13 protein-coding genes are annotated in these 16,166 nt (G+C 44.4%); 7 read left to right on the top strand and 6 right to left on the bottom strand.

All coding sequences use genetic code 11. The features are described from left to right. Positions 1 to 176: 176 nt before the first annotated feature. Together ACHFJ9_RS15090 and ACHFJ9_RS15095 are read right to left on the bottom strand one after the other, a co-directional pair. Complete coding sequence (locus ACHFJ9_RS15090) at positions 177 to 2,117, bottom strand: alkaline phosphatase D family protein (RefSeq protein WP_395357345.1); 1,941 nt, start codon at positions 2,115 to 2,117, stop codon at positions 177 to 179. Positions 2,118 to 2,126: 9 nt separating this feature from the next. After that, positions 2,127 to 2,477, bottom strand: coding sequence for a hypothetical protein (locus ACHFJ9_RS15095; RefSeq protein ID WP_074191431.1), 351 nt, complete (start codon positions 2,475 to 2,477; stop codon positions 2,127 to 2,129). Between the two features lie 237 nt (positions 2,478 to 2,714). On the opposite strand from ACHFJ9_RS15095, the gene ACHFJ9_RS15100 reads away from it, so the two are divergent. Both ACHFJ9_RS15100 and ACHFJ9_RS15105 read left to right on the top strand, forming a co-directional pair. Further along, on the top strand, positions 2,715 to 4,019 hold the full coding sequence (locus ACHFJ9_RS15100; protein ID WP_109168367.1) for a MipA/OmpV family protein: 1,305 nt from the start codon (positions 2,715 to 2,717) through the stop codon (positions 4,017 to 4,019). Between the two features lie 62 nt (positions 4,020 to 4,081). Next, positions 4,082 to 4,501 carry a hypothetical protein gene (locus ACHFJ9_RS15105; protein ID WP_225480717.1) on the top strand — a complete coding sequence of 140 codons (420 nt, stop codon included), beginning with the start codon at positions 4,082 to 4,084 and terminating at the stop codon, positions 4,499 to 4,501. A 79-nt stretch (positions 4,502 to 4,580) separates the two neighbouring features. Here the strand turns inward: ACHFJ9_RS15105 and ACHFJ9_RS15110 are convergent, their stop codons facing one another. After that, a complete protein-coding gene (locus ACHFJ9_RS15110) occupies positions 4,581 to 5,165 on the bottom strand; it encodes an FMN-dependent NADH-azoreductase (RefSeq protein ID WP_046875241.1) in 585 nt (194 codons plus the stop codon). A gap of 185 nt (positions 5,166 to 5,350) precedes the next feature. Here ACHFJ9_RS15110 and hrpA point away from each other — a divergent pair, with 185 nt between their 5' ends. From hrpA to ACHFJ9_RS15135, 5 genes are all read left to right on the top strand, one after another. Beyond that, positions 5,351 to 9,337 carry an ATP-dependent RNA helicase HrpA gene (gene hrpA, locus ACHFJ9_RS15115; protein ID WP_395357348.1) on the top strand — a complete coding sequence of 1,329 codons (3,987 nt, stop codon included), beginning with the start codon at positions 5,351 to 5,353 and terminating at the stop codon, positions 9,335 to 9,337. A 182-nt stretch (positions 9,338 to 9,519) separates the two neighbouring features. Continuing rightward, positions 9,520 to 9,999: an outer membrane beta-barrel protein gene (locus ACHFJ9_RS15120; protein ID WP_005394221.1), complete on the top strand. Its 480-nt coding sequence runs from the start codon at positions 9,520 to 9,522 to the stop codon at positions 9,997 to 9,999. 199 nt (positions 10,000 to 10,198) lie between these two features. Next, entirely contained in the window at positions 10,199 to 10,714 is a 516-nt protein-coding gene (locus ACHFJ9_RS15125) for an outer membrane beta-barrel protein (protein WP_395357350.1), read from the top strand. A 372-nt stretch (positions 10,715 to 11,086) separates the two neighbouring features. Next, positions 11,087 to 12,667, top strand: coding sequence for a BCCT family transporter (locus ACHFJ9_RS15130; protein WP_005394224.1), 1,581 nt, complete (start codon positions 11,087 to 11,089; stop codon positions 12,665 to 12,667). Positions 12,668 to 12,788: 121 nt separating this feature from the next. Continuing rightward, complete coding sequence (locus ACHFJ9_RS15135) at positions 12,789 to 13,178, top strand: ATP-binding protein (protein WP_005394226.1); 390 nt, start codon at positions 12,789 to 12,791, stop codon at positions 13,176 to 13,178. A 20-nt stretch (positions 13,179 to 13,198) separates the two neighbouring features. On the opposite strand, the gene ACHFJ9_RS15140 is transcribed toward ACHFJ9_RS15135, so the two are convergent. Genes ACHFJ9_RS15140 through ACHFJ9_RS15150 form a run of 3 tightly spaced genes read right to left on the bottom strand, consistent with a single transcriptional unit; the run spans position 13,199 to position 16,146 of the window. Then, positions 13,199 to 13,837: a sugar transferase gene (locus ACHFJ9_RS15140; protein ID WP_005394228.1), complete on the bottom strand. Its 639-nt coding sequence runs from the start codon at positions 13,835 to 13,837 to the stop codon at positions 13,199 to 13,201. A gap of 10 nt (positions 13,838 to 13,847) precedes the next feature. Then, on the bottom strand, positions 13,848 to 15,035 hold the full coding sequence (locus ACHFJ9_RS15145; protein ID WP_395357353.1) for a glycosyltransferase family 2 protein: 1,188 nt from the start codon (positions 15,033 to 15,035) through the stop codon (positions 13,848 to 13,850). Further along, positions 15,028 to 16,146, bottom strand: coding sequence for a glycosyltransferase (locus ACHFJ9_RS15150; protein WP_046875244.1), 1,119 nt, complete (start codon positions 16,144 to 16,146; stop codon positions 15,028 to 15,030). Before ACHFJ9_RS15150 ends, ACHFJ9_RS15145 begins: the two co-directional genes overlap by 8 nt. Between the last annotated feature and the right edge of the window lie 20 nt (positions 16,147 to 16,166).

Consider the following 16,166-nt stretch of genomic DNA (forward strand, 5'->3'; position numbering starts at 1 on the left):
CTATTGTTTATTTGGTTAACATGGTCATAAATACGGTAGATCTCAAGGTGTGGTATCAAATTTAGCACGCCGTTGACAGTCAAGAGCTTTGCTCTTCTACCCAAATCCCTCGAACTTTTAAGTTCAGTCAAAATGACTTGCCTTCAAGAAAGGGCAAGTCATTTTGGGAGCGAGATTTAGCCTTCTGCACGAGTTGGTGGAAAATGTACCTCTTCACCATCGCTCGTTAGAATGCTAATTTGGCTCGGCTTTCCTTCGTCATCAAGACGCAGCTCACCAATGGCGCTGTGGTTAACTAAGCGATAAAAATTGTGCGAACTTGGTGCGCGTTTGTAGATCTTTAGCCGCTTACGTTTTGTGAACCAGTTTAAAGGCGAACGAGGGCTATATAGAAGCCTATCTAGACCATCACAAATATTGAGCAATTGGGTTGGGAACTGATTTTTAATCCCGCTACAGGTGATTTGATAGATATTCGGACTATTTTTTCGGTAGCGAAGTTTAATGTCGTATGCAAAAGAGTAGTGCACGTCGCCAGAGAGAATAACGAAATTGGTCGGCGTCTTAGTATGTGTAAAAATACTAATAAGCGTATTCGCACTTCCGGGGTGCGCCATCCAGTTTTCAGCATCGACCATTAATGGTTTACCAAGCATCGTTACTACTCGCTGCAGTGCTTCGATAAATTTCACTCCGAACATCGGCGCGGCAGAAACAATGATAACTTTGTCTTGATGAACAAGTTCTTGGTGGAACTCAATCATTGCTTCCCAGTCCATTAACCCAGAGGGCTTGTTCATTTTAGACTCAGAACGCCAGCGTCTGGTTCGCGTATCTAGCACGACAACTTTTGGCGTCGTCGGAATGGTGTAATGCCAATTCTCAAAGCGATACAAATATTGAATAAATGCATCTTGAGTTTGTGAGGAACGCTCGTTGAAAAAGCGTTGAGCGATACTCATAAACTCATCATTGAATTTTTCTGGCGCGTTTCCCCACCCTTGGCAGAGCCAGTAGGCAATCAGGCTGTTCCCGATAATACGTTTCGCAAAGGCGTTGCTGTACGCGGCTTGTTCCCAGCCTATGGTAAGGTTCCAATCGTCGGTGACATCGTGATCATCAAAGATCATGTAGGTTGGAATGTGAGCAAGTAAGCGTTGAACCTTATCCAGACCTGAGACGAATTTATCTATTTGAGCTTTTTCTTCGCGCCATTGCTGTTGCCATTTGGGTTCGAGAGTTGCTCCGCCGACAGTAAACTCATTTTCTAATAAGCGATCTGTCCGAATAAGCTTCCATAAGGTCGGAGACCAAACCAATAAGTACATTGCAAAGCATTCGGCAAAGCTTATTAGATGGTTTTCACACTCTTTGGCGCTGAATATTGGCGTCCCTCTGTGCGGGAAAAACGTACTCAGTAAACTGCCATCATTCACATAATGAGGCAACAATTTGTCCCGACCATAATAACAAGCTGAGTGCTGGTAGAGGGCATTGGTATTTTTTATCGGCGCTTGCTCGAATTCTTCGCCCGGTAAACCGAGTAGGGCAATGACTTGTTCGATGGCGTCCAGAGTAGGGCCTGCAACATGGTCTGCGTAGATTTGGTCACCACTCATGATGAGCATATCTGGTCTTTCTTCGATGGTTTGAGATGCGATTTTATGATCCGCAGCGACCAATGTATCTTTACTGAAGTGGTGGGGATTCCGGCACGAGCCATGCAGAACATAATCTGCTTTTTCGCTGATTAGGAACTCAACGCCCAAATTTGGACTGTTATCTCGTTCATAAGTCAGATGAGGAAGCATTTCCGTTACTGAGCCGTGTTGCGTTTGTATTTGATAGCGTAACGTTTGATGGGTCGGAAACTCGCCCTTTAATTGCAACAAACAGCACCACGCATTGAGACCGATTTGAAGCTGTTCTTTTTGCTCACTTAAGGGGGCTTGATGAAGGACGGAGGCGTTTTCATCCGTAATTTGCACCATACCCTCCAAGCGTTGGGTGGTGACTAGCCAAATATTGATTTCAGTTGCGGTCACTTTGCGCAAAATCGGACCTGCAACGATAAGAGGAAGTGAAGATGTTTCAGTCGTATTCATCAATGCTGGCAAAACGGCTCCTTATGTGTCAGCTTCTTCTTCTAATATTTCGATAACTTGTGAACTGCTAAGTTCATGTCCCATAAGGAATAAACCTAGCATGGCATCGGCTTTTGACGCGTTATCACTGTCTTCATCCAAAATCTGCTGAAGTCGCGTTCTGATTAGATCTATTTCGTGCTCGACGAAGCCGCGTCCCTCTTCGTCTCCCTGACCATCTTCTGGAGCATTATCAAAGTGCAAAAATAACATGTCACCTTCAAGTTGAGTCCCTATCAACCTTTCAGGCAGCCATGCTTCTCCCATCACAATGTCTGGGTCCGTGTCTGCGGGTAAATGATTCAAGGTAGAGATAAGTTCTGATGCTTTCACTTTTTACTTCATTATGTTTGATTTAGAACTAAGCTAGAGTTTTAAGAGCTTGTTACGATAGTAAAAATATTCACAAATAAGCTCATCTAGTCGTGCAATATTAATATAATCTTGGGACTCAAACTGTCACGAGGATGACAACATTTGTCATTGTAACGGCTATCATCAGAAGAACATAAGCTTTAAATGGCAAATCATTGATGTTTGCCTGCTTCTCAACCAACATTTTTCGAACTCATGAAGAGATTAATTCTAACAACACTCACTTTGCCTTTAGCTGCGATGGCTTCTTCTGCGTATGGTGTAGAAGAGCAAACGTGGGGAATTGCAGCGATGTATCGCACCGCATCGATCCCGTTTTATACCGCCGATAATGACTCGACGGTGAGTACATTTGTACCAATGATGTTCTTTGAAAACGAGCATTTGTATATCAATGGCATTGAAGGCGGCGTTTTTCTGTATGACGAGAGTGATTCTGACTGGCGCGCGAGTGCGATCATGCGATTGAGATTTGTTGATATTCCCATGTCGCTACAAAATGCCAATGAAGGGGACAGAGTCGACTTTGGTGGTCAAGTTCGTTATAGCATTAACGACAACTGGCGCGCAGAGTTAGAATTAATGACGGACGATGAACTCCAGTTTCACTCTAATTATCGCCTTGCCGCTAATTATGCGTTTGGTGATTGGGAGTTAGAGCCATCTATCACGATTCGATACAAAGACGCTGACTTCAACAGTGAATATTATGCGTTTAAAGATGTTACTGGGGAAAGAATTGGAGCAGGACTTGACGCCAACCTCGGCATCAAAGCGCGTTATCATGTGACTTCCAACTTGTATTTATTGGGGGAGACGAGTGTCACTCGCTTAGATGATAATGCCTACAACAGCCAGCTTGTAGAAGACCGATATCAGGGAGAAGTGTTTGTCGGTTTTGGTTTTTTCAACGATAAAGGCAAAGCTCCGAAATCAACACTGAGCAATAAACCATACCTACGTATCGCGCATGGTTGGGCGACGCCTTCAAATATTGGTGAAATATTTAGCTTTGAGAGAGAAAAAGACCCATACGACAATCAACTTACTTCATTGTTTTATGGGCACCCGCTAACGGACGAGTTGTTTGGTTTTCCTCTTGATATTTATTTAACGCCAGGTTTGGTTCATCACTGGTCGTCCAGTGTTCAGTCCGCGAGCACAGAATACGTGATGGCGATTAAGGCTTATTATACCGTTAATTGGCCAACGACTTGGCGATTTGGTGTTGCGGAAGGTATGTCATACGTCGACAACATTACCTACATCGAAGGAACCGAAATGGAAGACAAGGGTTATACACCAAGTAAGCTACTGAACTACTTAGACTTCTCGTTTGATGTAAATATAGGTGACTTATTCAACCAAAAAAACTGGGAAAATATGTGGGTGGGTTATTCATTGCATCACCGCTCAGCAATTTTCGAAAGTGCGTCCCAGTTTGGGCGCATTAAAGGCGGGAGCAACTACAATACCATTTACTTCCAGTTCGAGTTTTAGAGCATCGTAAGATGCATATAGGTCGGATTTGCAACTGACTTCTTTATCGCCCATTATGAGTAATGATGAATAATACAATGCTGCTTTCAACGCGAACCTTCGTGTATCGTGCCAAAGTTAAGGCTGTTTGTGATGCATCTGATGAATCGGATGGCATGAGCACCATGAGTATCGACTCCTCATTCAATATTCAAATTGAGGCGATAAACTGTACCAACGATGAATTTGCCAAGCGCTTTTTTGTCGTCCACGGGGAAGGACATTTAGAGAGTGATGAATGGTTAGTGTTGTACGTCAATTCTCTTGAGGTTGACGTTGGAGACGATCTCGAAATTCCGAGTGATGTCGCGTTTGATGCGATGATTGAGAATATGATAAACGAAGCTGAGCAGTCTTTGGAAAAGCTCTATCACGAAGCGCTACACAACTTAGAGAAAGTGAATCGCTCTGGGAGAAATAAGATAACTTCTAAACACGATTAGGGTATTTTGATCGACAAGGGATTGGCGCGAACCAATCCCTTGTTATTTGTATTCTACTTGTTCTTGAACTTAGGCCAATTTACGCTATCGCTGCAAGTTGGCTCTGCGCTTCAGAAATGCCTTTCGCAGCGAAATCTTCACCCATGTTTAGCGCTTCCGCATAAACAAATTCCACATCAGTGATACCAACGAAACCTAGCACGGTACGCAGGTATGGTGTGACGTTGTCTGTTGGTGAATCTTTATGGATACCACCGCGAGTCGTGATGACAATCGCTTTCTTACCTTCGATCAGGCCTTGAACGCCGTTTTCAGTGTATTTGAATGTCACGCCAGCACGAGCAATCAAATCAATCCAGTTTTTAAGCTGAGTTGGAATTGTAAAGTTATACATTGGTGCGGCAATAACCAAAGTGTCTGCGGCTTTTACTTCTTCAATAAGGGTATCCGACAGTTCGACAACCGCTTGTTGTTCTTGTGAAAGATCTTCCGTTGCGCGAAGTGCAGTGGCAACGGCGAAGTCCAAAACTGGTAATGGGTTGGCAGCCAAATCACGAACAGTTAGCTTGTCTTGGTCTACATTTTTGATGAAGTCTTCAACCAGTTTGTTTGATTGAGAGTAATCGCCAAGGATGCTTGATTTTAGAGCTAGTACACGAGACATAATGGTTATTCCTTAAATAAGTGCTTTTGACTATGGGAGCCATTATAAGCGAGGCACGTTGGTTAAAAAGTATAGGGATTCGCTGAACATGTTCGAAAAATTTGAATGTGGTTTCGGTTATCTTGTTGCAGATCTTGTGTGATACAATCCGCGCAGTTTTTGTAATGAAAAGAATAGGAAACGCTTTGACTTCGTCACAGCCCCCAAAAAAGAATCCCGCTGAAGAGCAAGCGACACCGTCAAATGGTGTGCAAAAGGCGACAGCGAAACAAGATAAAGCACCTCAGGCTCAAGTGAATAGCGCGGCGTCTCTACGTAAAGCGTTAAGCCAGTGCATGATGCGTGACCGCTTCCGTTTAAGTAAACGCATTTCTGGTGCGAGCAAAATTAAGAAAGATGCAGCACGTAATGCTGTGTTTGATGAAATTGCACTCGACATTGCTAAATCGATGATGGTTGCGGAACAACGCAGCAACTACAAACCAACGATTGAATACCCAGAAATTCTGCCCGTCAGCCAAAAGCGTGACGACATCGCTAAAGCTATTGAAGAAAACCAAGTGGTTATCGTCGCGGGTGAAACCGGTTCTGGTAAAACCACTCAGCTGCCAAAAATCTGCGCTGAGCTTGGTCGCGGTAAGTTCGGTCTGATTGGTCATACTCAGCCTCGTCGTCTTGCAGCGCGTTCGGTTGCTAACCGTATTGCCGAAGAGATGGAAACCAAGCTTGGTGAGTTTGTTGGTTACAAGGTTCGATTCAACGATCAGATCTCTGAAAATACCCAAATCAAATTGATGACGGACGGTATCTTGCTGGCTGAAATTCAGCATGACCGTTTCTTGAATCAATACGACACCATTATTATCGATGAAGCGCACGAGCGCAGTCTTAACATCGATTTCATCTTGGGTTACTTGAAAGAGTTGCTACCACGTCGTCCTGATTTGAAAGTGATCATCACGTCGGCAACCATTGACCCAGAGCGCTTCTCAAAACACTTCAACAATGCACCAATTATTGAAGTGTCAGGTCGTACTTACCCAGTAGAAACGCGTTACCGCCCATTAAGCGGTGATGACGACAATGATCGTGACCAACTTGAAGGCATCTTCGAAGCGGTAGACGAATTGTGCGATGAAGGTTTAGGTGACATCCTGATCTTCATGAACGGTGAGCGTGAAATTCGTGATACCGCAGATGCACTGTCTAAACGCAATCTGAAGAGCACCGAAATTGTGCCGCTTTACGCGCGTTTGTCGGCGGGCGAGCAGAACAAGATTTTCCAACCTCATACTGGTCGCCGAATTGTACTGGCAACCAACGTGGCAGAAACCTCGCTAACCGTTCCGGGCATCAAGTATGTTATCGATCCGGGCACGGCGCGCATTAGCCGCTACAGTTACCGAACTAAGGTTCAGCGTCTTCCTATTGAGCCGGTTTCTCAGGCGAGTGCGAACCAACGTAAAGGTCGTTGTGGTCGTGTGGAAGAGGGGATCTGTATCCGTCTGTACTCAGAAGAAGATTTTGAGTCGCGCCCAGAGTTTACCGATCCCGAGATCCTGCGTACCAACCTAGCATCGGTTATCTTACAGATGACGGCACTTGGCTTGGGCGATATTCAAGCTTTCCCATTTGTGGAAGCGCCGGACAAACGTAACATCCAAGATGGTGTTCGTTTGCTGGAAGAGCTTGGCGCGATTAATTCTGAGGTAAAAGACCCGAAAAAACGCCTGACTTCCATCGGTCGCCAATTAGCTCGTTTGCCAATCGACCCACGCTTGGCGCGTATGGTTTTGGAAGCGCCAAAATATGGTGCGCTTAAAGAAGTGATGATCATCGCAGCTGCCCTGTCGATTCAAGACCCACGCGAGCGTCCTTCAGACAAACAACAATCATCAGATGATAAGCACCGTCGTTTCTTCCATGAAGAGTCGGACTTCCTGACATTTGTGAATTTGTGGGAATACATCCAAAAGCAGCAAAAAGCCTTGTCTAGCAATCAGTTCCGCAAGCAATGTAAGCAAGACTATTTGAACTACTTGCGCGTGCGTGAGTGGCAAGATGTGTACTTCCAAATTCATCAATCGATGCGTGAAATGGAATTCAAACTTAACGATGAGCCTGCTTCTTACCATGGTGTACACAGTGCGATCTTGGTTGGTTTGTTGTCGCACATCGGTATGAAAGACCAAGAGAAGAATGAATACCAAGGCGCGCGTAACGCTCGTTTCCATATCTTCCCTGCATCGGGTCTATTTAAGAAACAACCTAAGTGGATAATGTCAGCCGAGTTGGTGGAAACCTCGAAACTTTGGGGTCGCATCATTGCCAAGATTCAGCCGGAGTGGATTGAGCCATTAGCCAAACACCTTATCAAGCGCAGTTACAGCGAACCGCATTGGTCGAAGAAACGCGCGGCGGTGATGGCGCATGAAAAAGTCATGCTTTACGGCGTACCAATCGTACCGAAGCGTTTGGTCAACTACGGCAGTATCGATCCGACCGTTAGCCGCGAAATCTTTATTCGTAGTGCATTGGTTGAAGGTGAGTGGGAAACCAAACACGCGTTCTTTAAGCAAAACCGTAAGCTTCTGCAGGAAGTGGAAGAGCTTGAACACAAATCTCGTCGTCGTGACATCTTGGTGGATGATGATGAGCTGTTTGATTTCTATGACCAACGTGTTGGTACCGAAGTGGTGTCTGGTAAACATTTCGATACGTGGTGGAAAAAAGCATCGAAAGAAGATCCTGAACTGCTGAACTTTGAAAAAGAGATGCTGTTCAAGGGCGATGCTAGTCATGTCACCGATTTGGATTACCCGAACTTCTGGCATCAAAATGGTTTGAAGCTCAAGTTGAGTTACCAATTTGAACCGGGCGATGATAGTGACGGTGTCACAGTGCATTTGCCGTTGCCGATTTTAAACCAAGTTGAACCAGCGGGCTTTGATTGGCAGATCCCAGGTTTACGTCATGAGCTTGTGGTTAGCTTGATTAAATCGCTGCCGAAGACGATTCGTAAGAACTTTGTGCCTGCGCCAAACTATGTCGATGCATTCTTAGCTCGCGTCACGCCAATGGAAGCGCCGCTGCTAGATTCATTGGAGAAAGAGTTGCGCCGTATGACGGGTGTAGAAGTATTGCGTGAAGACTGGAACTTGGAACAGGTGCCTGAGCACTTGAAAGTCACGTTCCGAGCGGTTGATCATCGAAATCGCAAACTGAAGGAACATAAAGACCTTCACGAATTGAAAGAGAGCTTGAAAGACAAAGTTCAAGAAACGCTTTCCAAAGTGGCAGATGACGATATTGAGCAGCAAGGTCTGCATACGTGGAGCTTCGGTGAATTGCCGAAAGTGTATCAACAAAAACGTGGTGGCTACGATGTAAAAGCCTATCCAGCACTTGTTGATAGCAAAGACAGCGTTGAAATCAAACTCTACGAAACGGAGTACGAGCAGATAACGGCAATGCGTGCTGGTCAGCGTCGTTTGATTTTGTTGAATGTGCCGTCTCCAATTAAATATCTGCACGCTAACTTACCGAACAAATCGAAGTTGGGTTTGTATTTTAACCCTTACGGCAAAGTGCTTGATCTGATTGATGACTGTATCGCCTGTGGTGTCGATAAGCTTATTGAAGAGCAGGGTGGCTTAGTTTGGGAGCCAGAGAAGTTCGAAGCGTTGAAAGAACACGTTCGTGCTGAACTGGGTGATACCGTCGTAGAGATCGCGAAACAGGTTGAGACTATTCTGACAACGGCGTTCAGCATCAATAAGAAGCTAAAAGGCAAAATCGACTTCACTATGGCGTTTGCTCTGTCCGATATCAAAGCACAAATTGAAGGCTTGATCTTCAAAGGCTTTGCGACGGAATGTGGCTGGAAACGCTTGCCGGATATTCTTCGCTACATGCGTGCGATAGAGCGTCGTATGGAGAAGTTGCCAATCGATCCAAACAAAGATCGTTTACACATGCTGAAGATTGAATCTGTGACTCAAGACTATAAAGAGTTGCTGAATAAGATCCCGAAAGGCGTGGCCATTCCTGAAAACGTAAAAGAAGTGCGTTGGATGATTGAAGAGCTTCGCGTGAGTTACTTTGCTCAACAATTAGGCACTCCTTATCCTGTTTCTGATAAACGAGTCAAAAACGCGATTGATGCTTGCTAATCAACCAGTAAAATAGCGTCAGATTTGCAATTATCGCGTATGAGGTTACTGGTACACTAATTGCTAGTAACTCAATAAGCGTTATTTTTTAGTTCTGGGAGGCAATGGTTCGCCTCCCTTTATTTGTAGTACCAACGACTGAGTTATGCAGACGTGGGAATAATAAAGAGTAAAGGTAGATGATGAAAAAAACTCTATTAGCAGTGGCGCTACTTGGCGCATCTTCTGCGGCAATGGCAGATTCTTGGATTTACGGTGGTGCAACAGTAGGTCAGTCTGACTACAAAGGTGAGACGGATACATCATACTCTGTTCACGTTGGTACAGGCATTCTACCTATCATTGGTATTGAAGCTGGTGTAACGCAACACGGTGAATTTAATGTAAATGGTCAAGACACTAAGCTAACGTCTTACTACGCAGCACTTAAGCCAAGCATCGACTTTGGTCCACTGCATGTGTATGCAAAAGGTGGCTTCCACCAGTGGGACAAAGAAGTGAAAGGCGGCAAAGACGATGACGATTTGGATCTAATGTATGGTGTAGGTGCTGAGTACTTCATTTTTGGTCCGATGTCTGTTGGTGCTAGCTACATGAACTACACGGCGGGTAAAGACGATATCGGCACGTTCTCTGTTAACGCAACACTGCATTTCCTATAAGCGTCTAGCTTTCTAACACCCATATGAAAAACACCGACTTTATGTCGGTGTTTTTTTGTCTGGAAGTCACAAAACAAAAGTTGAACATAAATTATTCACTTTTGGATCTTAAAATGCTCATGCTTTCCAATATATAGTGGCGATTAAATGCGCATATTTGCGTAATGTTTCGCTTAGAAATCGCTCAGGAAGGGATAGTATGAAAAAAACACTCTCGTTATTAGCTCTAACGTTGTGCTCAACATCAGCAATGGCTGACTCATGGATTTACGCTGGCGGTCAAATTGGTCAATCTGATATCGATAGCGAAAACGATACAACCTACGGCATTCATGTAGGTACTGGTATTTTGCCATTCATTGGCATTGAGGTAGGTTACTTTAACCACGGCAAAGTGGATTTATCACTGAGTGGCAGCAGGGGTAGTGCTGATTTTGATTCATTCTATTTAGCAGCGAAACCAAGCATCGACTTTGGGCCGCTTCATGTCTATGCCAAAGGTGGCATCAATGCATTCAATGTTGATTATGACGGCGGACTGAGAAATTTAGATAAAGATGATGGTGTCTCCTACATGTATGGTGTCGGTGCCGAATACTTCTTGCTCGATAATGTTTCTATTGGGGCAAGCTATCAAGCGTTTGGCGTGGATATTGACAGCGATAGTGACACCGTGAGCAGTGTGACGGGGAATATTACCTTCCATTTCCTATAATACTCAATCTATATGAAAACTTTACTGACATGGTTTCATCGCTAGCTTTGAAACCAAGTCAGTGTTACTTATCTCAATTTACGCGTCCATCAATGATAAAGCCACAGAGCGCAAGTATTTCCAGTGCTTTTCGAACGATCAAATTACGATAAAATCAATCGTTAGACCTCATAATTTTTGTGTTGATATTACTTTGTTCTCATCTGCCTTTAACTGAGCCAAAAATGCAATAAATGGCGATTTTTTGCAAAAATATGTGATTACTGCTAAACTTCGCCCCGCTTTAAAACTTTAGAGTTCAAATTAATGGAGGGCGGTATTGGAGTTCTTCTCACCTGAGGGGCGTTTCAAATTCACGTTAAATTTGTATTTATGGATAATGCATTTAAAAAATATAGTATCGACACAACAGACTATCAGGTTGGACAGGACAACGTTCAAAAGTGGGGATTCGACATACATAACCCCGTTTTTGGCATCAGTGCGGGTCTCGTTGTTTTCTGTCTAATTTCACTTCTTCTTGTTGAGCCAACCACTGCTCGTGATGTATTAAACGGTCTGAAAAACGGAATTATCGAACAGTTTGATGCGTTCTTTATGTGGTCGACAAACTTCTTCTTATTATTCGCTGTTGCTCTTCTTTTTTCTCCGCTGGGTAAAATCCGCTTAGGTGGCAAAGAAGCAACGCCGGATCACTCAACCGTTTCTTGGTTGTCGATGCTCTTTGCTGCTGGTATGGGTATTGGCCTTCTGTTCTGGAGTGTGGCGGAGCCGACCGCGTACTTCACTGATTGGTGGGGAATGCCACTGAACGCAGTGCCATACACAGAAGAAGCGAAATCTCTCGCGATGGGTGCCACCATGTTCCACTGGGGTGTGCATGGTTGGAGTATTTACGCACTCGTTGCACTAGCACTTGCGTTTTTTGCTTTTAACAAGGGTTTACCGCTTTCATTGCGCGCGGCGTTTTATCCAATTTTTGGTGACCGAGCATGGGGTTGGTTAGGACATGTTATCGACATTCTTGCCGTTTTATCCACGCTGTTTGGTCTTGCAACGTCGCTGGGTCTCGGTGCTCAGCAGGCGACCAGTGGTATTAACCATGTCTTTGGTCTAGAAGGCGGCATTGGTACACAAATGATTGTGATCACCTTTGTTACCTTTATCGCGGTGCTATCAGTAATTCGTGGTATTGATGGTGGTGTTAAGCTACTGAGTAACGTCAATATGGTGGTTGCGTTTGCTCTGCTTATTTTCATTACCTTTATCACGTTTGATACGGCGTGGGGTTCGCTACGCGACACAACAATGGCTTACATTGAAAATATTATCCCGTTGAGCAACCCTCACGGTCGTGAAGATGAAACTTGGATGCACGGCTGGACCGTATTCTACTGGGCTTGGTGGGTATCTTGGTCACCGTTTGTTGGTATGTTTATCGCGCGTGTGTCTAAAGGTCGTACGGTTCGAGAATTCCTGTTCGCAGTGATCGTTATTCCTACTGTCGTTACCTTGATTTGGATGTCTGTATTCGGTGGTATCGCGCTTGACCAAGTGGTGAATAAAGTTGGTGAGCTAGGTGCAAATGGTCTAACTGATATTTCACTGACTCTGTTCCATGTTTACGATGCGCTTCCGTATAGCTCAGTGATTTCAATGCTTTCTATCGTGCTGATTCTGGTGTTCTTTATTACATCATCAGACTCTGGCTCACTGGTTATCGATAGTATCACTGCGGGTGGTAAGATTGATGCACCAATTCCACAGCGTATTTTCTGGGCTTGTATTGAAGGTGCGATTGCAGCTGTTATGCTTTGGGTTGGTGGTAAAGAAGCCTTGCAAGCATTGCAGTCCGGTGTGGTTGCAACGGGATTACCGTTTACCTTTGTTCTGTTGTTGATGTGTGTAAGCTTGGTTAAAGGGTTAAGAACCGAACTGTCAGCTTACAAATAAACACTATCCACTATTGAATTTAAATGCCGAGCCTAATGCGCTCGGCATTTTTTATTTCTACTTTTCTTTTTCAATAATTCCGTTACAGTTTGGGCTTATTTCCACCTCATTTAACAGCATTATGTCACTGGCTAAACTCATTCTTATTCGTGGACTTCCAGGTTCAGGTAAAACAACCTTAGCAAAGCAATTGGCGATAGAGCTTGGTGCTAAGCATTTTGAAGCTGACATGTATTTTGAAAATGATGAAGGTGATTATCACTTTAACCCAACTGAATTACCCCAAGCGCATGAATGGTGTTTTCAGCAAACTCGAAAGTGGTTGAACAAAGGGAAAGTCGTGATTGTGAGTAATACGTTTGTTCGGCACTGGGAGATGAAGCGTTACTTGGACTACTGCGTGAAGAAGCGCATTGAGGTGGAAGTTAAAGTGTGTCGCGGAGCGTATCAAAGCATTCATGATGTGCCACCAGCGACCATCGAAAAGATGCGACGCCAGTGGCAAGAGTGACCGTTACCAGAATCGAGAAACTACTGGCCTCGTCCATCAATCATTACAACGAATGTTTTACTCATGATTGAAAGGTCCATTGAAATCCAAGAGTAGAACGAACCTAAGCTTAGTGCGTAACTGTGGTCAAAACCAACTTTACGTCGCACATCTTCAATGCAAGCATCATAGCCTTGGTTAACTTGTGCTAGGCCTGTAATTCCTGGTAATACGCCATATGTGCGTTCTACAAAATAAGGGATTTCATCTTCCAACTTTTGGTAGAAAGCAGGGCGCTCTGGACGTGGCCCGATCATCGACATTTCACCTCTCAATACATTAAACAGCTGTGGTAACTCATCTAAACGCGTCTTACGTAAAAAACGTCCTACTGGTGTGATTCGAGGATCATTCTCGGTTGCCCAAACTGCACCGGAGCGTTGCTCCGCATCAATATACATGGTGCGAAACTTCATGATTTGAAAAAGATCCATTTTTTCTGGTGTACAGCGCCCAACACGCAGTTGACGATAGATCACTGGGCCTTTCGATGTGATTTTTATAGCTAGCGCGATAAATGGGAATAGTGGTGCAGTGACGAGCAAAATAAACATTGCAACCAGTACATCAAACGTTCTTTTCGCGTGGCATACATTTGAATCGTAGCGTGAGTTTTTCATGATGCTTTCCTTATTGGTTGACGCGTTTCCAACGCCCATTTTCCATTCCTAGCAAATACTTCATTCCGCCGATGAAATTGGCGAGATGACCAATGACGATGTAGCTAATCAGTTTAAAAGGCTTGACCGTGTTAAGTGCAGGCACCAAATAAGTGACAAGTGCGATACCATAAACACAGGCTTGAGCGAGCAGCATTATTTGAAACAGCGGGTTGTGTGCCAGTAGCAGTGAACAAACCAAGCAAACAATCATCAAATAGGGTGTTGCTAAGCGCAGAACCTTTCCCGATAGAAATGCAAAGGCAGTGCCACGATAGCGAGGTAGCAGTAATTTCTTTAATTGCATGAGCTGCTGCATGTTACCCGCTGAAATTCTTAGGCGTCGCTTGAAGTCTGCGTCGTCTGAGCTTTGTTCGAGTTCAAGAGCTAGCATGTTAGGTTCGTAGATAGCGTTATAGCCTCGCAAAACGATTCTCATAGGGAGAATAAAATCGTCATTGATGGTGCTGACTTCAAGTGGTTCAAATAGGTGGGTTCTGAATGTATAAAACGCACCGTGAGAACCAATCGTTGAACCCAGCAAGGATTCTTGGTGCTTCACTCGAGACTGGTATTGCCAGTACGCTGCTTCACCTTGGTTATCGGTACTCATTATTTGATATGTCGCGTTAACCACTCCAACCTTCTCATTTTGATAATGCTGACTAGCTAGCAACAGAGAATCGCAAGAAATCAATGCCGATGTATCACTCAGTGCGGTAATGTCCGAGCTAACATGACGCATTTCTTCGTTGAGTAGGGCAACTTTACCGCGATTGACTTGGTGGTCATTAATGATGAACAGTGTATCGGAGCAGATTGCTTCTTGAATCGTCGCTTGAGCAATCTCGGTTGTGTTATCTGTGCAGCCATCACATGCGATCACCACTTTCAATTTATCTCTTGGGTAATCTAAGCTCGCAAGGTTGCGGATCTTTTCTGCTATCCATTGTTCTTCATTGTAGGCGGGCACGATGACAGTAATAGATGGTAACTGACTGTCTGTTTGAGAGGCTTTGTAAGCTCGCTCTACAAATGGTGCTGTGGTTTTTTGCTGTTTTAAAGGAAGCCATTTAAGTAGCAATGGATAACCAACATGATGATAGACAATCAAAAATGCGGATAAACCAAAACCTGTAATCCAAAGTAAATCATTCATAGCTAGCCTCTTTGGCCAAACGTGAGTAGCGACTCACCATGTCTCTGATATCAAAATGTTTGAGAATAAAAGTTCGAGGAGAACCATGGGTTGATTTCAATTGCAGCGACAAAGCTTCCGCCAAAGAGAACACTCGGTTGGCTTCAACCAATGTGCTGTTAATCGGGCAGAGCGTCTCTTTCACGCCACCAACATCGGTTGCGACACAAGGAATGTCACATGCTTGAGCTTCTAGTGTTGAGAGGGGGAAACCCTCTTGAAGCGACGGTAAACAAAATAAATCGAGGCTTTGGTAAAAGCTGGGCATATCATCGACCAAGCCTAAAAAGGTAACGCGATCCTCAAGTTTTAACGTTCTAACTTGTGCTTCCAATTGAGCTCTCTGAGAACCATCTCCAGCAATGGCTAGGTGTGTGTTTGGCGTAAGATGAGAGAAGGCTTCGATAAGCACTTTATGGCCTTTAACTGCTTCTAAACGTCCAGCCACTCCAATCACGGTTTTGTTGGCTGGAAGCCCAAACAAGTTTCTCTTGGTTGCTTGATTACCGCTTTGAAATTTCTGGCAATCGATTCCATTGTGAATGGTGCAGACTTTGCGGTAATTCAGTTTTGTCTGGATTTGTTCGGCGACAAAGTTCGCATCGGCAACCACATGTGGACGAATCATTTTTAGCAGTAGGGACTGCAATCGAGCTGACTTTCTGTTATTCAGATGCCAGGCGTCGTGCTCAGTATGGATAATTACTGGCACCTGCGCTAAGCGTGCCGCAATCCCACCATATAAGAGTGGTCCGATATGGTGAGTGTGGACCACATCAGGCTTAAGTCCTTTGAGCATGGAAGTCAGCGTACTGATGGTTTTTCCGCTGAATCCAGGTTTCTTATTGAGAAAGTGCAGCTGGCCTTGGTAGGCCGAGAGTTTTGACCAGCATTGCAGTGTTTGCTCTTTGCTTCCCTCTAAACTTACGACAAAGACGGAATGATTCGGTTGCGCAAAACGAAGCATCTCTAATACGAGCGTTTCCAAACCGCCAGGAGCTAAGTGCTGCACGACGTGTAATATCACTTTTTTATTGCGTTGACTGCTATTTTGTTTTTGTCTGAATTCCATTCTCAAACCCTCGTTGAGTT

The sequence above is a fragment of the Vibrio sp. D3 genome (assembly GCF_043995865.1).
GTDB classification, from domain to species: Bacteria; Pseudomonadota; Gammaproteobacteria; order Enterobacterales; family Vibrionaceae; genus Vibrio; species Vibrio diabolicus.